This window comes from Exiguobacterium sp. s6 (assembly GCF_018618155.1).
GTDB classification, from domain to species: domain Bacteria; phylum Bacillota; class Bacilli; order Exiguobacteriales; family Exiguobacteriaceae; genus Exiguobacterium; species Exiguobacterium mexicanum_A.
Genome location: NZ_JACSLN010000001.1, coordinates 799,465 through 819,020 on the forward strand (window position 1 = coordinate 799,465; position 19,556 = coordinate 819,020).

At 51.6% G+C, this 19,556-nt stretch carries 14 protein-coding genes and 2 pseudogenes; 11 read left to right on the forward strand and 5 right to left on the reverse strand.

The genetic code is table 11. The annotated features are described in order from the left end of the window. The first annotated feature begins 59 nt into the window (after positions 1-59). The 5 genes and pseudogenes from KNP75_RS04165 to ptsG (KNP75_RS04185) all read left to right on the forward strand — a co-directional run. On the forward strand, positions 60-1,271 hold the full coding sequence (locus KNP75_RS04165) for an NAD(P)/FAD-dependent oxidoreductase (protein ID WP_214706576.1): 1,212 nt from the start codon (positions 60-62) through the stop codon (positions 1,269-1,271). A gap of 124 nt (positions 1,272-1,395) precedes the next feature. Continuing rightward, entirely contained in the window at positions 1,396-1,713 is a 318-nt protein-coding gene (locus KNP75_RS04170) for a YuiB family protein (RefSeq protein WP_021065526.1), read from the forward strand. Positions 1,714-1,819: 106 nt separating this feature from the next. After that, positions 1,820-2,665: a glucose PTS transporter transcription antiterminator GlcT gene (gene glcT / locus KNP75_RS04175; protein ID WP_214751818.1), complete on the forward strand. Its 846-nt coding sequence runs from the start codon at positions 1,820-1,822 to the stop codon at positions 2,663-2,665. A 216-nt stretch (positions 2,666-2,881) separates the two neighbouring features. Next, positions 2,882-4,381, forward strand: a pseudogene (ptsG, locus tag KNP75_RS04180) (glucose-specific PTS transporter subunit IIBC); the annotation flags it as partial. A gap of 140 nt (positions 4,382-4,521) precedes the next feature. Further along, positions 4,522-6,459 (forward strand): annotated as a pseudogene (ptsG, locus tag KNP75_RS04185) (glucose-specific PTS transporter subunit IIBC); the annotation flags it as partial. Positions 6,460-6,594: 135 nt separating this feature from the next. Here ptsG (KNP75_RS04185) and ptsP read toward each other — a convergent pair. Further along, on the reverse strand, positions 6,595-8,313 hold the full coding sequence (gene ptsP / locus KNP75_RS04190) for a phosphoenolpyruvate--protein phosphotransferase (RefSeq protein ID WP_215189928.1): 1,719 nt from the start codon (positions 8,311-8,313) through the stop codon (positions 6,595-6,597). Positions 8,314-8,642: 329 nt separating this feature from the next. Between ptsP and KNP75_RS04195 the strand changes: the two genes are divergently transcribed. From KNP75_RS04195 to KNP75_RS04205, 3 genes are read left to right on the forward strand one after another with little or no spacing between them, the layout of a single operon-like run. Then, positions 8,643-10,085, forward strand: a complete 1,443-nt coding sequence (locus KNP75_RS04195; RefSeq protein WP_034778358.1) for a leucyl aminopeptidase — start codon at positions 8,643-8,645, stop codon at positions 10,083-10,085. After that, a complete protein-coding gene (locus KNP75_RS04200; protein ID WP_161787546.1) occupies positions 10,082-10,240 on the forward strand; it encodes a hypothetical protein in 159 nt (52 codons plus the stop codon). Before KNP75_RS04195 ends, KNP75_RS04200 begins: the two co-directional genes overlap by 4 nt. Then, entirely contained in the window at positions 10,221-10,880 is a 660-nt protein-coding gene (locus KNP75_RS04205) for a DUF429 domain-containing protein (protein WP_214753012.1), read from the forward strand. The genes KNP75_RS04200 and KNP75_RS04205 overlap by 20 nt, the downstream gene beginning before the upstream one ends. 4 nt (positions 10,881-10,884) lie before the next feature. On the opposite strand, the gene ytvI is transcribed toward KNP75_RS04205, so the two are convergent. Next, positions 10,885-12,012 carry a sporulation integral membrane protein YtvI gene (gene ytvI / locus KNP75_RS04210; protein ID WP_215189929.1) on the reverse strand — a complete coding sequence of 376 codons (1,128 nt, stop codon included), beginning with the start codon at positions 12,010-12,012 and terminating at the stop codon, positions 10,885-10,887. 85 nt (positions 12,013-12,097) lie between these two features. On the opposite strand from ytvI, the gene KNP75_RS04215 reads away from it, so the two are divergent. After that, complete coding sequence (locus tag KNP75_RS04215) at positions 12,098-12,886, forward strand: MazG nucleotide pyrophosphohydrolase domain-containing protein (protein ID WP_215189930.1); 789 nt, start codon at positions 12,098-12,100, stop codon at positions 12,884-12,886. Between the two features lie 127 nt (positions 12,887-13,013). After that, on the forward strand, positions 13,014-14,951 hold the full coding sequence (locus tag KNP75_RS04220; protein WP_215189931.1) for an N-acetylmuramoyl-L-alanine amidase: 1,938 nt from the start codon (positions 13,014-13,016) through the stop codon (positions 14,949-14,951). A 52-nt stretch (positions 14,952-15,003) separates the two neighbouring features. On the opposite strand, the gene KNP75_RS04225 is transcribed toward KNP75_RS04220, so the two are convergent. Genes KNP75_RS04225 through KNP75_RS04235 form a run of 3 tightly spaced genes read right to left on the reverse strand, consistent with a single transcriptional unit; the run spans position 15,004 to position 18,804 of the window. Then, on the reverse strand, positions 15,004-16,044 hold the full coding sequence (locus KNP75_RS04225) for a ribonucleotide-diphosphate reductase subunit beta (protein WP_034778351.1): 1,041 nt from the start codon (positions 16,042-16,044) through the stop codon (positions 15,004-15,006). Then, on the reverse strand, positions 16,001-16,507 hold the full coding sequence (locus tag KNP75_RS04230) for a flavodoxin domain-containing protein (RefSeq protein WP_138859138.1): 507 nt from the start codon (positions 16,505-16,507) through the stop codon (positions 16,001-16,003). The genes KNP75_RS04225 and KNP75_RS04230 overlap by 44 nt, the downstream gene beginning before the upstream one ends. A 29-nt stretch (positions 16,508-16,536) precedes the next feature. Beyond that, on the reverse strand, positions 16,537-18,804 hold the full coding sequence (locus KNP75_RS04235) for a ribonucleoside-diphosphate reductase subunit alpha (RefSeq protein WP_034778347.1): 2,268 nt from the start codon (positions 18,802-18,804) through the stop codon (positions 16,537-16,539). Between the two features lie 508 nt (positions 18,805-19,312). On the opposite strand from KNP75_RS04235, the gene KNP75_RS04240 reads away from it, so the two are divergent. Beyond that, positions 19,313-19,546: a DUF1871 family protein gene (locus tag KNP75_RS04240; RefSeq protein ID WP_034778345.1), complete on the forward strand. Its 234-nt coding sequence runs from the start codon at positions 19,313-19,315 to the stop codon at positions 19,544-19,546. Positions 19,547-19,556 lie beyond the last annotated feature (10 nt).

Below are 19,556 nucleotides of genomic sequence, written 5' to 3' on the forward strand. Positions count from 1 at the left end.
AAAACACACAACATGATTGTTCAAGAAAACAAAACTATCAAAACAAGGTGGAAATGAACATGAAACGACCTAACATTGTTATTCTTGGCGCAGGTTTCGGTGGACTCATCACAGCGGTGAACCTCCAGAAGACGCTCTCAGCTGGCGACGCGAACATCACGCTCATCAACAAGCATGATTACCATTACCAGACGACGTGGCTCCATGAACCAGCGGCCGGAACGATGAAACCGGAGCAAGCTCGTATCTACATCAACGACGTTGTGAACCCGTCACGCGTGAAATTTGTCAAAGGGATCGTCGATCGCGTCGATACTACGGCTAAACAAGTACTCCTCGCAGACGGCTCGACTGTTGAATATGATTATGTCGTGTTCGCACTCGGCGGCATTCCAGAAACATTCGGAATCCCAGGCCTCAAAGAGAACGCGATGACAATCAGTTCATTGAACAGCGTCCGTAAAATCAAAGAACATATCGAATACTCATTCGCACAATATAAGACGAACGGGTCGGCTGACCGCTCGTACGTGACAATCGTCGTCGGCGGCGCAGGTTTCACAGGTATCGAGTTCCTCGGTGAGCTCGTCAACCGTGTCCCTGAGCTTTGCAAGCAGTATGACGTGCCACGTGAAGCGGTTCGCATCGTGAACATCGAGGCGGCTCCGACCGTCCTTCCTGGTTTCGACCCAGAACTTACGACGTATGCACAGAAATGGCTCGAGCGTAACGGTGTCGAGATGAAACTCGGCAACGGCATCAAAGGCGTTGAGCCTGGCGTCGTCACGTTCGGTCCGCTTCAAGGCGACACGACGGAGACGATCGCAGCGAACACGATCCTTTGGACAGGTGGCGTGAGCGGTAGCCCGATCATCGAGAAATCTGGTTTTGAAGCGGTCCGTAACCGTGTCATGGTCGAGGCGGACAACCGTGCCCCAGGTCACGACAACGTCTTCATCATCGGTGACTGCTCGGCTGTCATGGATCCGGTCTCAAACCGTCCATACCCGCCGACTGCTCAAATCGCGACGCAACAAGCGCACAACGTAGCGAAAAACATCGCGGCGCTCATCAACGGAAAATCGACTTCGAAATTCACGTATGAGAGCAAAGGGACAGTCGCTTCACTTGGCCATAACGACGGCATCGGCATCGTCATGGGCAAAAAAATCTTCGGTCGCAACGCTTCATTCATGAAGAAAGTGATCGACAACAAACACTTCATCGAATTGAAGAAGTACGGTCTCGTCCTCAAAAAAGGTAAATTCTAAGCAATATGACCAAGTAGCCCGCTCATCCGAACGGGCTACTTTTTTTGATGACGCTTCATGGTTCACCTTTGACCTAAGAGAGGGCGATTCGGTATAATAGACAACGGGAAAAGGGGGCAATCGCATGCATATCATCCAGGCTGTCATTGGGGCGATTCTTTATTTGGTCATCTTCTTCAGCATCGGCTTCATTTTGAACATGCTACTTAAAAAAACATGGACGCTCGTGTTCATCTATCCGATTTTCGTCATTATGATGATTGATAACGTCAAGCTCTCGAGTTACATCACGGAGACATCGACCGCGCTCGCCAACGTTTACGAACGGGTGCTCGGACTTCAGTTTTTGGATGTGTTCATGCTTGGTTTCGGACTGCTCGGTGCGATTTTGGCCGGCGTCACGATCCGCTACTTGCGTAAGAGTGGTTACTCAATGTTTTAAAGACGGCAGAAATGTTCGTCTTTTTTTGTTTTCTGCCTACTTTTTTAGAAGGCGAACCGATATACTAGATAAGATAACGATTTAATTAGTAAGGGATGCGATGAGAATGACATTACCGATGTATACGATCAAGAAAGTGTTGAATAATAGCGTTGTCATTTGCCAACATGATCCGGAACCGGAAGTCATTCTACTCGGGAAAGGGATTGGCTTCGGCAAGAAAGCGGGCGATCTCGTCGACCCGGCCAGTGTCCCGGAGAAAGTGTATCAACTGACAGATAAAGAAGAACAATCACAATACCGTGAGCTCGTTAAACACGTCGATGAAGACTTTATTGCCTTCATGCAAGAAATCGTCGGCTTTATCGAGAACAATACGGGCAAGAAAGTCGATCAACATATTCATATCGGTTTGACCGACCACTTGTTCTTCACGATGAAGCGGATCGAACAAGGGATGGAAGTGACAAATCCGTTCTTGCTTGAGACCGAATCGCTCTATCCGAATGAGTACGCCTTGGCTGAACGAATCGTCGATATGATTCACGAGCGGCTCGACGTGCTGTTGCCCGATGCGGAGATCGGATTTATCGCGCTCCATATCCATTCGGCGACGACGTTTAAAAACGTCCTCGAGGTCAACCGGCACAACCAAATCATCGGGCAAATCGTTCAGACGATTGAGAGTCGTTTGAACGTCAAAATGGACCGGACTTCACTCGATTATAAGCGCTTACTTCGGCACTTAAGGTACGCCGTTGAGCGGGTTGCGACGGGTGAGATGGTGGAGGCCCCACAAAAAATTGAAAAGGTATTGCGCGAAGAATATCCGCTATGCTATAGTACTGCTTGGGAGCTGATGGGCATCATGGAACGCGAATTAAAGCGTCCTGTCCCGCGAGGTGAAGCGACATATTTGACGATGCATCTCCAGCGCCTAACAAGTAGATAACTGATACCACGTATCTTACGTGTTACTGATTCGATCAGGCATGAGTAAGGAGTGGAACGCAACGATGTCTCCATTAGGAGAGGTCTACGTTCTATACCTTATTCATGCCTGTTTCTGTTTTTATAAACGTTTATTATGAAAACGTTTAGATACGTCGGTTGTCTGACATCTACAGTCGTCTTTCCGCACGAAACAATCACAAAAGGAGGATTTATCATGTTTAAGCAGATCTTTGGTGTTCTTCAAAAAGTCGGTAAAGCACTTATGCTTCCTGTAGCGATCTTGCCGGCAGCCGGTCTTCTTCTTGCATTCGGTAACGCGATGCAAAACCCGGCCCTCACATCACGCGCTGGTTGGTTAACGAACGCAGGCGTTGTGAAATTCGCTCAGCTCATGGAGCAAGCGGGTGGCATTATCTTCTCGAACTTAGCACTCTTATTCGCAGTCGGTGTCGCGATCGGTTTAGCAGGGGACGGCGTTGCCGGACTTGCAGCCATCGTCGGATTCCTCATCATGAACAAAGTAATGGGTGTTTGGCTCGAACTCACACCTGAAATCATCGCACAAGGTGACCCGGCTTACGCATCAGTACTTGGGATTCCAACACTCCAAACAGGGGTATTCGGAGGGATTATCGTTGGTCTGATTGCCGCATGGGCATACAATAAGTACTTCAACATCGAATTGCCGCAATTCCTTGGCTTCTTCGCTGGTAAGCGTTTCGTCCCAATCGTTACTGCAGTATTGGCAGTTGTCGCTGGTTTCGTTATGCTTCTCATCTGGCCACCAGTTCAACACGGCTTGAACACGTTCTCAAACTTCATGTTGACTGAAAACCGCACGTTCGCGGCATTCATCTTCGGTTTGATCGAACGTTCATTGATTCCATTTGGTCTTCACCACATCTTCTACTCACCATTCTGGTTCGAGTTCGGCTCGTACACGGATGCAGCGGGTAACATCGTTCGTGGTGACCAAGCGATCTTCTTCGCACAAATTCGTGATGGTGCCGAGCTCACAGCTGGTACGTTCATGACTGGTAAGTACCCGTTCATGATGTTCGGTCTTCCAGCAGCAGCACTCGCTATGTACCATGAAGCACGTCCTGAGCGTAAAGCAGTCGTCGGTGGTCTCTTGGCTTCGGCAGCACTTACATCGTTCTTGACTGGTATCACTGAGCCGATCGAGTTCTCATTCTTGTTCGTTGCTCCACTCTTGTTCGCAGTACACGCAGTCTTCGCTGGCCTTTCGTTCATGGTCATGCACATCTTGAACGTCAAAATCGGGATGACGTTCTCGGGCGGTTTGATCGACTACCTTCTCTTCGGTGTACTTCCTAACCGTACAGACTGGTGGCTCGTCATTCCAGTCGGTCTCGTGTTCGCAGTCGTTTACTACTTCGGATTCCGTTTCGTTATCCGTAAGTTCAACCTTAAAACACCGGGCCGTGAAGATGAAGTCGTTGAGCAATCAACTGCTACAGGTTCGGAACTTGCACAAGATATCCTCGTTGGTTTCGGTGGTTCGCAAAACATCAAACACTTAGACGCATGTATCACACGTCTTCGCGTTGAAGTTAAAGATAAGAGCCAAGTCAACAAAGAAGAATTGAAACGCCTCGGGGCAGCTGGTGTCCTTGAAGTCGGTAACAACATTCAAGCAATCTTCGGACCACGTTCTGATGCATTGAAATCAGAAATGCAAGCGGTCATCGCTTCAGGTAACGAAAAGAAAGCAAACTGAATGAAGCTATAAGCCAATCCATTATGGATTGGCTTTTTTTGTATGGGTGAAACGGTTTCAGCCTACTGGCAGATGGGGAAAAGTAAGTATTCTGACAAAAGGAGGGAACCATGATGTGGAAGAAAGTGTTTGGTGTTTTGCAGCGAATCGGGAAGGCACTCATGCTTCCGGTTGCGATTCTACCGGCAGCCGGTCTATTACTCGCATTTGGTACCGCGTTCCAAAACCCTGATCTCGTTTCGCTCTTACCTTTCTTGGCAAACGATTCACTCGTCCTCGTCTGGCAAGTTATGACAGATGCCGGGGATATCGTGTTTGCCAATCTAGGTCTATTGTTCGCCGTCGGTGTCGCCATCGGGCTAGCCAACGGGGACGGTGTTGCCGGGTTAGCAGCTATCGTTGGTTATTTGATTATGAACAAAGTTATCAGTACGTGGAACGGTATTACCGCGGAAATCGCCCAGGGAGACCCGGCCTATGCATCGGTACTCGGGATCCCGACGCTCCAAATGGGGGTATTCGGGGGTATTATCGCAGGTCTCATTGCCGCATTCGCATACAACAAGTACTTCAACATTAAGTTGCCGGATTTCTTAGGGTTCTTCGCCGGGAAACGGTTCGTGCCGATCGCGACCGCCGCGTTCAGCTTGGTGATCGGGATTGCGCTCGCCTATATTTGGCCGCCAATCGGAACGGCCATCAATACGTTCTCGAGCACGATCATTGAAGCAAACGTCGCCGTCTCTGCCTTCGTCTTCGGTTTGGTCGAACGTTCTTTGATCCCGTTCGGTCTGCACCACATCTGGTACTCTCCGTTTTGGTTCCAGTTCGGGGAATATACGAACCAGGCGGGAGACCTTGTCCAAGGGGACCAACGGATCTTCTTCGCACAATTACGTGACGGAGTCGAGTTTACGGCCGGTACGTATATGACCGGGAAGTTCCCGTTCATGATGTTCGGATTGCCTGCCGCTTGTCTCGCCATGTTCCACACGGTCCCGAAAGAGCGTCGTAAAGACGTCGAAGGACTTTACTTCTCAGCAGCCCTCACTTCATTCTTAACGGGAATCACCGAGCCGGTCGAATTCTCGTTCGTCTTCGTTGCACCTCTACTCTTTGGTATTCACGCCGTCTTTGCTGGACTATCCTTTATGACCATGCACTTGCTCAACGTAAAAATCGGGATGACGTTCTCAGGCGGACTCATCGACTATCTATTGTTCGGAGTGTTGCCGAACCGGACAGCCTGGTGGCTCGTCATTCCGGTCGGCCTCGTCTTCGCGGTCGTTTATTACTTCGGCTTCCGCTTCGCCATCACGAAATTCGATTTGAAAGTGCCGGGACGTGAAACCGTCGCTGAAGGAAAAGGAGCCCGAGCCGTCGTCGGAGACGATTTACCGTACGAAGTGCTCGTCGGTCTCGGCGGACCTGAAAACATCAAACACCTCGACGCCTGTATCACGCGTCTTCGCGTCACCGTGAACGATGTCAAACAAGTCGATAAAGACTTGCTCAAAGATTTGGGAGCGGCCGGAGTACTCGAAGTCGGAGATAATATTCAAGCCATCTTCGGACCGAAATCCGATACGCTCAAATCGCAAATCGCGGCCATCATCGAGGGTGGCGAATACAAGCCGAAAGAAAAAGCCGTCATCACACCGGAAGCGGCCGAACATGCCGATCATCGCTTCCTCGCCCCGATGTCAGGTGTCATCTTGTCACTTGATGACGTTCCGGACCAAGTCTTCTCGGGCCGCATGATGGGCGAAGGATTTGCCATCGAACCGAGTTCAGGACAAGTCGTTGCGCCGGTCACGGGACAAATCACGACGTTCTTCCCGACGAAACATGCGATTGGTCTACTTGCGGACGATGGACGCGAGATTCTTATCCATGTCGGACTCGATACGGTCAATCTGAAAGGCGAAGGTTTCGTCGCCAAAGTGAAAGAAGGCGACCGCGTCGAAGCGGGAGATGTCTTGCTCGACGTTGACCTCAATTTGATTCGCGACAAAGTCCCATCGCTCATCACGCCGATCATTTGGACGAACGGAGACGGCAAAATCGTCGTCGTCTCATTCGGAGAGACGGTCGTCGCCGGTGAAGCGCTCGACTTCAGAACGGACGATAAAGGCGCCGAGTAAACAAAAAAGAAGCTCTCGCAGCTGCGAGAACTTCTTTTTTTGTTACTTCTTAATATCGAATTTTTCACTGAGGAAGTTCACGACTTCTTCAGCTGTATCCATGTTGAGGACGTCGTTGACGATCGCTTCTGTTTCTGACTTCGTCAAACGCTTCACGAGGCTACGTGCGCGAAGGACGCTTGAAGCTGACATCGAGAACTCGTCAAGGCCAAGTCCGAGAAGGATTGGAATCGCGAGCTCTTCTCCAGCCATCTCGCCACACATGCCGACCCATTTGCCAGCTTTATGTGCTTCTGTGATGACGTTGTGGAGAAGGTTCAAGATGGCCGGGTTGAACGGTTGGTACAAGTACGAGACTTTCTCGTTCATGCGGTCCGCTGCCATCGTGTATTGAATCAAGTCGTTCGTGCCGACTGAGAAGAAGTCGACTTCTTTCGCGAATTGCTTCGCCATGACGGCTGTCGATGGGATCTCGACCATCATCCCTGTCTCGTAGTTACCGACAGCGATGCCTTCTGCTTTCAACTTCGCTTCTTCTTCGAGAAGGAGCGCTTTCGCAGCGCGGAACTCTTCAAGTGTCGCGATCATTGGGAACATGATGGCGAGGTCACCGTGCGCTGAGGCACGGAGAAGGGCGCGAAGTTGTGTGCGGAACAAGTCCGTCTCTTCGAGGCAAAGGCGAATCGCGCGATAGCCGAGGAACGGGTTCATTTCTTTTGGAAGGTCGAGGTAAGACAATTCTTTATCTCCACCGATATCGAGTGTACGGATGACGACTTGTTTGCCGTCCATACCTTCGAGTACTGCTTTATAGGCTGTATATTGCTCTTCTTCCGTCGGGAACGTTTCTGAGTCCATGTAGAGGAACTCGGTCCGGTAAAGGCCGATGGCGTCAGCGCCGTTTTTCAACACGCCTTCGAGGTCGTTCGGTGTACCGATGTTTGCCGCAAGTTTGACTTTATGGCCGTCGGCTGTGACCGACTCTTCGTTGACGAGCTGTTTCAACTCTTCTTTGTAAGCTTCGAACGAGGCACGTTTTTCAACGTATTCATTGACGAGTTCTTCAGACGGGTTGACGAAGACGTCGCCTTCTGTTCCGTCGATGACGACGAGGTCGCCGTTCTTGATTTCTTCGAGCGCTACTTTTGTACCGACGACAGCAGGAATCTCGAGTGAACGAGACATGATTGCCGAGTGAGACGTACGTCCACCGATGTTTGTCGCGAAACCTTTGACGTATTTACGGTTGAGTTGTGCCGTGTCAGACGGTGTCAAATCTTCAGCGATGATGATGACTTCTTCAGAAATCGACGCAGGCGTCATGAATGTGACACCGAGGATATGCGCCATGACGCGTTTCGTGACGTCACGAACGTCGGCAGCACGTTCACGCATGTACTCGTTATCCATCGATTCAAAGATCATGACCATCATTTGAGCGACTTCATCGAGCGCTTTCGCAGCGTTCATGTGTTCGCTTTCAATTTTGTCGTTCACTGGTGAGACGATCTCTGGATCTTCGACGATGAGCAAGTGTGCCGAGAAAATCTCTGCCTTGTCTTCACCGAGTTCACGAAGTGTGATCTCGCGAATTTCTTCGAGTTCTGTCTTCGACTGAGCGATCGCCGCTTGGAAACGGGCTTTCTCAGCTGCTACGTCCTCGATTTTGTTTGTCGGGATGTCAAATGAAGGTGTCTCCATGACGAATGCTTTCGCAACTGCGATTCCTGCAGATGCGCCAATACCTTTAATGTGTGACATAAGCGTAGTCCCTCTCTTCAAAGAAATAGTGGTTTCCAACGTTATCTCGTTAGTTCTTACCCGAAATGAAAAAGGAACTAACGAAAACCTGGAAGATTAAAGTAGCAACGGTCTACTACTAGGGGAAGCCTCGACCGAACAAAATGGCCTCGCCTCAACAGGGAGGGATGCCTGATTGCGTACTTTCTTATCCTATCATAAAATAAATCATCGTCACAACGAGGAGTTAACGCCTGAATTCGAAGATTTATTGACTCTTGCGCATACTGTTTCATTATTTGGCAGAAGTTCGTTATGCTAACCATATATAAAGAAGGGAAGTGGCAAACATGTATCAAGTGAAAGACTTAGATTGGAACGGCTCATATGACACAATCGTCGTGGGGATCGGCGCTGCCGACACGATTGAGGAAGGACTCGATTCATTGTTTAATGGACGCGTCAAAGCATTGATTCAATCGGCAGATATTTCAACGAAAACAGGTGAAGTCTCCATCGTCCCGACGTTTGAGGGAACGGTCAAACGGATCCTATTCGTCGGTCTCGGACAACGGAACGAAAATACGGTTGAAAATGTGCGCAATTGGTTCGGGAAAGTCGCCAAACACATCAAAGCCCGGGCCTTCACGGACGTCGCAGTCGCCCTCGACACGTTCGGACCGAATACGGCGAAACTGTTTGCTGAAGCGTATGAGATGGCGACGTATGAGCATCCTACATACAAATCAGAGCCGAAACCGGCGAAACCGGACGTAACGATCACGTTGCTCGGAGCTGATGCAGAGGAAGAGGCGCTAGCAGGTGCAGCTTACGGACGTGGTGTGAATGTGGCGCGGTCGCTCACTATGATGCCAGCCAATATTTTGACGTCGGAAACGCTCGCGGACTATGCGGTCGAGTTGGCCGAACGTCACGGCTTTGAACATCGCATCATTGAAAAAGAAGAGATGGAAGGGCTCGGAATGGGCGCGCTTCTCGCCGTCAACCAAGGGTCGACGATCCCGCCGAAGTTGATCGTGCTCGAATATCGCGGAGCTGGAGACGAGGCGCCTGTCGCTGTCGTCGGAAAAGGCATCACGTTTGATACGGGCGGTTACTCGATCAAGCCGAAAGACGGCATCGTCGGTATGAAAGGGGATATGGGCGGCGCCGCGACGGTACTTGGTTTATTCGAGACGCTCGCGACGACGAAACCGAACGTGAACGTCATCGGTGTCATCCCATCGACGGACAACATGATCTCAGGGGACGCATTCAAGCCGGACGATGTCATCACGGCGATGAACGGGAAGACGATTGAAGTGCTCAACACGGATGCGGAAGGTCGTCTCGTCCTCGCCGACGCCGTTACCTTTGCCAAGACGTATGAACCGCAAGCCATCATCGATGTGGCCACGCTCACGGGCGGTGTGCTCGTCGCACTCGGTACGGAAGTGACTGGTTGCCTGACGAACGATGCGTCGCTCTATGGCGCCTTAGAAGCTGCGAGCCGTGACACGAACGAACTCGTCTGGCAGATGCCATACTTCGATGTCTTCATCAACCAAGTGCGTAAGTCGGAAGTCGCCGACTTGAACAACTCACCGGGCCGTTACGGTCATATGATTTTCGGCGGCGCTTTTGTCGGTGAGTTCGTCGGGGACACGCCTTGGCTCCATCTCGACATCGCTGGGACGAGCGAACGTTCGTCGGCGAGCGACCTCGGACCAAAAGGACCGACTGGCGTCATGGTGCGCACACTCGCCTCGATGCTCGAAGGATGGAAACGTTGAAAATTGGATTTGTATTGATCGGTTTGGCCGTCGTCTCCGGTTTCGGATACACGGCTTGGCCAAGCCGTTGGTTGTTAGGAGTGACCGTCTTTTGCGCGGTGCTCGGTGTGTTGTTTTTGATGCAGGAGGGACGCCGTGGTCGGAGTAGGAATTGATGGCGCGCGCGGGGGTTGGGTACGAATCACGTACGACAGCATCTCGCTCTGTTTGACCATCTCAGAGAAGTTGGAAGATTTATTGATCGAAGGGGCCGTGCATTTTGTCGATATGCCGAAAGACTTAGGGTCGATCGATAAGCCGGGCCGAACGTGTGACGCGTGGATGCGGTCGCAACTAAAAGAGCGGAAGTCATCGATCTTCACACCACCGATTCAAGAAGTGGTAACAGAAGCATCGTATGAGACGGCCAACGCGAGAAGTCGCGAACTAGTCGGAAAAGGAATCAGCAAACAAGCGTGGAACCTTGTGCCGCGGATTCGAGAGTTTCAAACGATCGCTGAAACGGACGTCTATGAGTCACATCCGGAAGTGTGCTTCGCCGTCATGACCGGGAACGAGGCGCGTTTCAGCAAGAAGACCGAGGCGGGAGAACTCGAACGAATCGAGTTGTTGCGCCGCTATTCAAAAAGCTCGCCCTGGAAGTGGAAGATGTCGAACGTACAAGTCGATGATATTATCGACGCCTGTATTTTGGCCGTGGCCGCCTATGAGGCGGGAACGACTGGGATGGTGACGCATCCGGACCAAACTGAAGGAGCGCCGTTCGTGGCGGTACCGAAGACAAAAGAGCGATGACGCGTCATCGCTCTTTTGGTGTCGTCGGCCCGAGGACGAATCTCCACATATAGTGAAACACTTGGGCGTTATAGAGCGCCTTGAGCAGAACGGCCAAGACCGGTCCTAAAATGAAGCCGAGCACCCCGAACAGTTGCAAACCGACAAAAATCGAGATGAGGGCGGCGAGCGGGTCAAGTCCAATGTGAGAACCAACGATTTTCGGTTCAGCCAAGTTACGTTGGACGATGACGACGATATACAAGATGACGAGGCCGATGGCGAGGAACCAGTCGCCGCTCACGGCGGCATAGGCGGCCCATGGCAATAGCAGCGTCCCGACGCCGAGGTACGGCAACAAGTCGAAGATGGCCGCTAAAAGAGCGAAAGAGAATGGATTGTCGACCCGCAGGATGAACATGCCGACAAGGACGATCCCGAACGTGATGGAGATAAGCGTCAATTGGGCCCGGACGTAACCGGACAGGGCCGAGCGCAAATTGGTCATGACCAGTTCAAATTCCTTGAAGCCTTTGCGCTCATTCAAGCGCGCGATGGACCGCATGTAGACGTTCCAGTCTTTCGTGATGAAGAACCAGGCGAGCACGATGACGATGAACAAGAGCAAGACAAGCGGTAAGGCGCTGAGGATATTTTGCAACAAACCGGCGACCCCTCGTGACAAGACGCCGATCGCGGCTCCGAGCTGGACCCCGATTTCGGTGATCCCGCCTTCGAGCGAGTTCGTCTGTCCCGGATTGAGCCGCTGGACGCTGTCATACGCATCATTGACGAACGGGGCAATTTTTTCGTTGAACATGCGTTGTATGTATTCGGTGAACGTTTCAATCTGGTCGGGAAGTTTCTCGGCGGCGATCGTCAAGTAACGGATGAGTTGAGTCACCACGATGGCAATCACACCGCTGACGACACTCATGACGATCAACAAGGAAGCGAGCGTCCCAAGAGCCCGGGGCAATTTGGTCTCGCGCTCGAACCAATTGACGAGCGGGACGGTCAACAAGGATAACAAGAAGGCGAACACGAAAGGATACGTGTACGTAAAGAGGACGCTCAGTCCCCAAATGACGAAGACGAGCCCGATAATGACGAGCAGGAAACGAAGTAACTGCCAAAGCCTGGCTGGCGACACGACACATGGCCCCTTTCCTAACGATTGGATTGAGCATAGTATACCACGCAACCGGTAAATATAGAGGATGGATAGGTGATTAAACATGAAGGAATTACAACGACGAATCGATCGGATGATTATTCATTTAGGCGGCTACTGGCGGCCGCTGTCGGGGTTGGCCCGGCTGTTAGAAGAAGCGGGCGAAGTTGGCGGCGCGCTCTATGCCGACGACCGTGTCGCCCTGCGAGAAGAGCTGATGGACGTCTTCGTTATTTCGACGTGTCTGGCGAATCAATATGCCATCACCCTCACGAATCAAACGACAGACCGTGACGAGACGAAAGAAGAACGTAGCTACTACCGCCTCGTGCGCGAAGCGGGGGAAGTTGGCCGCATATTAAATGCCTACGAAGGCGATAAAAAATTGAAGGCGTCCGCGACGCCGGGATCGTTGCAACGACACATCGAGGCCGTTCAACAGGCGGTCATGGAACTTGCCGACATGAATGGATTTGACCTATTCGCGGAGATCGCCTCGTTGATCGAAGACAAGTCGTCCCGAGACTTCGGACGCTTCGACCATACCCCCGACCCGATTACGGAAGATTCGGTCCGCACGTATCGTTCTTATGTGGAAGGACGGTACTGGGGCGGGGTGAAGGCTAAACCTTTCGAAGAAGTGAGCCGATATAGAGAGCGGGAAGGGCACTTGGCGCGGTTCTTAAAGATCGCCGAAGTCGAGGGACTCGATGGGTTTGTCATTCGACAACCTGAGCCGCCTTTCCAAATCGATCGCTCCATCGAGACTGATTTGCAACTAGCGGCCCCTTTCGCCGTCGAGATCGAGCGACATGGCACTGACACGTTTTGGATTGTGCGAAAACAAGGGTAAAAACATTCACCTTTTTTGTAAAAAGTATTCATCATTTTTTCAAATATTTACTTTTTTAATAAAAGCAATGTGCTACTATGAAGGTGTTGTCAGTCGCGATGTGCGTATGAAGAAAGGAATATTTTGGATGAATATGAAGCTTTTTAAACTTGCCCTCATCATGACCATTGTCTTGTTTTCAATCCAAATACCCGCGGTAGAAGCCGCTACTTTGGACGGAGAGACGACAGTCAACTTGAACGTTCGCTCTGCACCAAGCACGAGCGGAAAATTGATACAAACGCTAAAAAAGGGAACAAAAGTAAAATATGTAATTTATAACAAATCGTGGAGTAAGATATATTTAAACAATCGAACGTACTATGCTTCCGCCCAGTACATCAAGCGGATCCCGTCCCAATCCACGACGGTCACGAAGCAAGCTGCCACTTCGACGGGTGTGACGACCGTCAACTTGAACATCCGTGTGTCGGCCCATAGCAAGGCGACCGTGTACCGGACGCTTAAAAAAGGCACGACCGTTCAATATGCCGTGCATAACTCGTCTTGGGCGAAAGTGTACTTGAACGGGAAGACGTATTATGCGGCCAAGGCATATATTGCCCCGAAAGCCGTCGCATCGACACCAGCCCGTGAAACAGGCTATACGAATCGTGATTTGAAGTTGTTCGGCGAACGGAATCAGCGTTCGGCGGTGTTGAAGGTGTTGCCGGCTAAGTCAGCGGTCGTCTCGAGCAAATATAATTCAAGCTGGTCGGTCGTCTATGTCGGAAGCGAAACGTATTATGCACCGACGGCATGGATTACGCCTGGGGCACCGACGATGCCTCCGCCGACGACGAAACCGCCAGTCGTAAAAGTCGATGGTCATGCCAACCGCGAGTTGAAACTGTTCGGCGCGCGCAACCAACGTTCGACGGTGTTGAAAGTGTTGCCGGCCAAGTCGGCGGTCGTCTCGAGCAAATATAACTCGAGTTGGTCGATCGTCTACATCGGCAGCAAAACATATTACACGCCGACGGCATGGATCACACCAGGAGCGCCGCCGGTAACGAAACCGCCGACGACGAAACCGCCTGTCATTCAAAAAGTAACAGGATATGCGAACCGAAATGCCAACCTGTTCAAGAAGACGCTTCAATCATCACCGGTCGCTCGTGTGTTGCCGAAGTATACGCCGGTGACGTACAGCAAACATAACTCGAGCTGGTCGGTCGTCTATATCGGGTCGGACACGTTCTATACCCCGACAGCTTGGTTGTCGGCCGGGAAGGCCCCGGCCGCCCCTGCGGCGACGCCTAAAGGGAAAGTGTACACGAACACACCAGGGGACGTCTTGAACGTCCGGGCGAGCGCCTCGGCGAGCTCGACGATTCTCGGCCGACTCGCCCATGGCACTCAAGTCGACCATTACGGCTCGACGAACGGCTTTTATAAAATCAAGTACAACGGTCGCGACGGCTACATCTCGACGGCTTACGCGATGACGCTCAAGCCGAGCGCGACGAGCAACGCCGTCATCGTCCTCGATGCGGGCCATGGAGGCGGTGACCCGGGAGCGGTGAATGGATCGCTCTATGAGAAGACGATTGTTCTCGATGTGACGAAACGAGTCGAGGCGTATCTTCGTTCGAAGTATGACTACCAAGTCCGGTTGACGCGCTCGACGGATGTCTACTTGACGCTCGACCAACGCGTTCAGACGGCAAAAACGCTTCGCGGTAACTTGTTCGTCAGCTTGCACACGAATGCTGCGACGACTCAGTATGCTAAAGGTGTCGAGACGTTCTATTCGTCTTATTCAGCCCACAGTTCGAAGAGCCGTGTGCTGGCGACGAACATTCAATCTAATTTGATGGGTAAGATGTCCGGGATGACGAACCGCGGTGTGAAGACGGCGAACTATTATGTGATTCGTTATAATACGATGCCATCGGCCCTCGTCGAACTCGGTTTCATCTCTTCGCCGCAAGACGTCACCCACTTACGGAGCAACGCCTCACGCCAACGCATGGCGGAAGGTGTCGCTGAAGGGATCGCTCAGTACGTACGCGCTTATCATTAAATTTCATCCATTAAAAACGCCCCGACTCATCGTGAGTCGGGGCGTTTTGTGCTTATAGGTCGTCGAAGCCGTTGGCGTCGGTGACTTTTGCGTACGAGCGTGACTTCTGTTCGAAGAAGTCGGATTTCGTGGCATTCAATGAATCGTCTGAGTACGCACGAATCCACGGCATGACGTCTTCGTTGAACCCTTCATACAGATCGTTCAAGCCGATGACGCGGAGGCGCTTGTTGGCGAGGTACTTGACGTAATCGCGCATCTCGCTGACGTCGAGCCCGTCGAGGTCGCGAAGGACGTATTCGCACCATTCGACCTCGAGGTCAACGGCTTCCGCCATCGTGTCATAGACGAACTGGCTGAAGCTGCCGTCGGCGTCGATCTCCGGGTTTTCCGTCAAGACGGCCCGGAGTAACTGGCTGACGAAATACGAGTGTTGCATCTCGTCACGCTGGATGTAGCTGATCATCGTCGACGTGCCGACCATCTTCTGGTGACGGGCCAAGTTGTAGAAGTAGGCGAAACCGGAATAGAAGTTGATGCCTTCGAGAATGATCGAGGCGACGAGCGACTTGGCGAACGTCTCGGCCGTCTGGTCGGCCCGGAAGTCCTCATATAAGTCCAAGATGAACTGATTCCGTTTCATGACCATCTCGTCGTCCTTGGCGATATCGAAGATTCGATTTTGTTCGCTGAGCGGGACGAGGCTCGAGAGGACGTAACTATATGATTGGTTATGGACGACTTCTTGTTGGGCGATGACGGCGAGCACGGCGTGCACCGACGAGTCTGATGAGAACATCGATGACTCGAGGATATAGCGTGTCTGTACCGAGTCGAGGATCGACAACAACCCGATGATGCGTTTGAAGGCGTCTTGTTCACGCTCGCTCAACTGCGGCCATTGCTGCATGTCTTTTGACATCGAGATCTCATCCGGGATCCAGAAGTTTGAGAGCAATTGTTTATAGATGGTGTAAAACTGCGGATAGGCGATGTCATTCCAATTGACGATGGAACTCGTCTCGCCCCCGATAATGGCAGTCGCCCGGTTAGGATGTTTGGGCGACAGTAGTTTGATCTTTTGAATGGTCATGGACATATACTCCTTCTTCGGTGTTTCTAGCCAACCGTTCGGCCCAATGACGGACGTTGTACGGTTGATTGCGCGGTGACTGCTCGATTTTCAATGTCTCACCGGCGAGGGGAATTCCGTATTTCGAAAGGTGGTAGGCCATCTCGTCGACCGCCCGACAGAAGTGGACGAACATCTTGTCACCTGTCCCAAACACGGCGGCTTGGCGGAGCGGCACATTAAGTTCTTTCAAGACGAGACGGAACGTGTCTTTCATCTCGTCCGGCAAGACGCCGTCCGCCCACGTATACGACCCGAAGTAAACGAGGTCGTACGTGGCGAGTGATTGGGCTTCGCGATGGCCGATGCGGTCCGCTTCATACAGGGCGACGCGGTCGCCCCGATGGACGTGGGTCGCCTGAATCAGTTCGGCGACCTCTTCTGTATTCCCGCTCATCGAACTATAGACGATTGCGACGTTCATGGTTGGTCCCACCTTTCTGTTACGTGACGTTACGAAGCACACGATTCACATTCGTCGACTTCAACGGTCGTCGAACGCGTGTAGTAGATTGATTTCATTCCGAGTGACCACGCCTCAAGGTGCATCGCCAACATTTCGGTCGCCTTCACGTCGTTTTTGACGTATAGGTTGAAGCTGATTGCTTGGTCGATATGACGCTGACGGGCCGCGTTTTGACGGATGCTCCAGAGCTGGTCGACTTCGAACGCTGATTTATAGAACCAGTTCGTCTCCGGGTTGAGGTCAGGGACCGTCACCGGGATCTTGTAGTTTTTCTTCTCTTCCGAGTAGACCTTCTTATAGATTGGATCAATCGAGGCGGTGCTGCCGGCGATAATCGCCGTCGACGAGTTCGGTGCGACTGCCATCATGTAGGCGTTGCGGACACCGTTTTGATGAACCGCTTCCGCGAGGCCGTCCCAATCGAGTTCATCGTGTGAGCGGTAGTTACGGCGTTTGAAGTACTCACCCGTATGCCACTCCGATCCTTCGAAGACACCGAATGCGCCTTTTTCTTTAGCTAATTCCATTGACGCTTGAATCGTGAGGTAAGCAATCTTCTCATATAGCTTTTCCGCGTACTGGACGGCGTCGACCGATTCCCAACGGATGCCTTCGAGGGCGAGCAGGTGATGCCAACCGAACGTTCCGAGTCCGACGGCGCGGTATTTTTGGTTTGTGATCATCGCTTGCGGTACTTCGATCGTATTCAAGTCGATGACGTTGTCGAGCATCCGCATTTGAATCGGGATCAGTCGTTCGAGCACATCTGACTTCACGGCCCGGGCGAGGGCGATCGAGCTCAAGTTACAGACGACGAAGTCACCAGGTGTTTTCGTGATGACGATTTTTCCGTCCGCTGTGTACTCTTCGTCGATCGTCGTCGGTGACATGTTTTGCGCGATCTCTGAACAGAGGTTCGAGCTGTAGATCATGCCGGCGTGTTTGTTCGGGTTAGCGCGGTTCACGGCGTCACGGAAGAACATGTATGGGGTTCCTGTCTCGAGCTGTGAACGCATGTAGCGTTTGACGAGGTCGATGGCCGGTACCGTTACGCGCGAGAGCTCCGGGGTATTGACACACGCCATGTATTTCTCAGTGAACGAACCACCATTTTCCGTCTCATCGTAGAAGTCTTCAAGGCTGAAGCCCATGACCGTACGAATCTCGTGCGGGTCGAACAAGTGCCAGTCGCCACGTGCTTCGACCGTACGCATGAACAAGTCGGGCAAGCAGACGCCTGTGAACAAGTCATGAGTCCGAAGGCGCTCGTCCCCGTTGTTCAATTTCGCATCGAGGAACTCAAAGATGTCCTTATGCCAAATGTCGAGGTAGACGGCGATCGAGCCTTGGCGCATGCCGAGCTGGTCGACCGAGACGGCCGTGTTGTTCAGTTGCTTCATCCAAGGGAGCGCGCCGCTCGAGACGCCTTTGAAGCCTTTGATGTCGCTGCCGCGTGAGCGGATCTTGCCGAGATAGACGCCGATTCCGCCGCCGCCTTTCGAGAGCGTGGCCACATCTGTGTTCGAGTCGTAGATGCCGCGGAGCGAGTCGTCGACCGTGTCGATGAAACATGAGCTGAGCTGCCCGTACGATTTCCCGGCGTTCGAAAGCGTCGGTGTAGCAACCGTCATATAGAGGTTCGATAGTGCCCAATACGCTTCTTCGACGAGTTTCACACGTTGGTCAGCGTTCTCTTTTTGCATGAGCGTCATGGCGATGACCATGAACCGCTCTTGCGGCAACTCGTACAAGTTTTTGACGTGGTCGCGGCCGAGGTAACGGTCTGCTAACGTCCGGAGACCGATGTATGTGAACATGCGGTCACGTGACGGGTCAATCAACGTCTCCAAATAGGCGATGTCTTCTTTCGAGTACGTATCGAGTAGTGCCGAGGTGAAGATGCCTTTTGTCGTGAGCGTCTCAATCATTGGATAGAGAGCGCCGTAACGCATCGAGGCGTCATAACCGCGGTTACGGGCCGCTTCTAAATAGAGGCGGTTTAAGTACATTTCTGTGGCGACGAACGTCCAGTCCGGCTCTTCAGCCTTCAACATATCGAGGGCGTGCATCGTCAAGAGTTCATATACTACATCTTGTGTCAGTGTCTTTCCTTCGAGCGCCCGGACGGCTCGTTCTTCGTATCGTTCGACACTAAGCTGTGGGTAGCGTTGTTTTAATGATTGGATTAATGTCGAGACGTCAGTAAGTGTTGGCGCAGCAGCCAACATCGTCTCGTGATGGATAGGGGATGTCAAAACGATCACTCCTTCTTCGGATGTAGATATTATAAAGGTATAGCGGAACTTGTCCGATTCGACGTCAATGATGGATGAACGTGATAAATATCCGTTAACTATATATTGACGTTTTCTAGTCTTTTTAATCATAAATCACCTATATTTAGTTTTGCAATCTTGACATTCGGCAAACTGTCGACGCCTAGATTACTTTTACTCAAAAACGGCGCTATCATCCGATTTGAGATGAGATATGAGATAGAAAAAAATTAAATTGACGTTGGCGTGAGAACGCGTGCAATTTTATGTAAGCGGTCAATCATGAACCGGATGTCCAAATAAACGATAAATTCATTGGATTTCGTCCTATCTTCTATTCAATTTACGATTTGAGCGATTACTATATATAGTGACGACTGCTTTTTCAAAACGAGGGAAATTCGAACGCTCACTAGCATCGAACTGAAAAGTGAGGTAGATTGAGGGAGTACGATTTGAAATCAAGGTAAAAAGAAGGGTTTAACAAATGAGAGCAGAAGACTTATTATTAGCATGGGACCCACTCGGTTACGGGCTTGGGTCGTATGGACCAGAGTTTGACGATATCGCCTTGGCGCTCATTCACGTCGATTCGATCGATCAATTGGATGACGTGATTCGACAGATCTTGACAGACGCTTTTGGCGACTGTCCAAGTGAACCGGAAACACGGGCCATGGCGGCACGACTACTCGCGTCTTCAGAATCTTGTCAACTATAAGGGGGAACCA

Bases quoted from the DNA above. Each gene is read 5' to 3' on its own strand.
- KNP75_RS04165 (WP_214706576.1), top strand. From the start codon at position 60: ATGAAACGACCTAACATTGTTATTCTTGGCGCAGGTTTCGGTGGACTC.
- KNP75_RS04220 (WP_215189931.1), top strand. From the start codon at position 13,014: ATGAATATGAAGCTTTTTAAACTTGCCCTCATCATGACCATTGTCTTG.
- KNP75_RS04195 (WP_034778358.1), top strand. From the start codon at position 8,643: ATGTATCAAGTGAAAGACTTAGATTGGAACGGCTCATATGACACAATC.
- ptsP (WP_215189928.1), bottom strand. From the start codon at position 8,313: ATGTCACACATTAAAGGTATTGGCGCATCTGCAGGAATCGCAGTTGCG.
- KNP75_RS04225 (WP_034778351.1), bottom strand. From the start codon at position 16,044: ATGACCATTCAAAAGATCAAACTACTGTCGCCCAAACATCCTAACCGG.
- glcT (WP_214751818.1), top strand. From the start codon at position 1,820: ATGACATTACCGATGTATACGATCAAGAAAGTGTTGAATAATAGCGTT.
- KNP75_RS04240 (WP_034778345.1), top strand. From the start codon at position 19,313: ATGAGAGCAGAAGACTTATTATTAGCATGGGACCCACTCGGTTACGGG.
- KNP75_RS04170 (WP_021065526.1), top strand. From the start codon at position 1,396: ATGCATATCATCCAGGCTGTCATTGGGGCGATTCTTTATTTGGTCATC.
- KNP75_RS04215 (WP_215189930.1), top strand. From the start codon at position 12,098: ATGAAGGAATTACAACGACGAATCGATCGGATGATTATTCATTTAGGC.
- KNP75_RS04230 (WP_138859138.1), bottom strand. From the start codon at position 16,507: ATGAACGTCGCAATCGTCTATAGTTCGATGAGCGGGAATACAGAAGAG.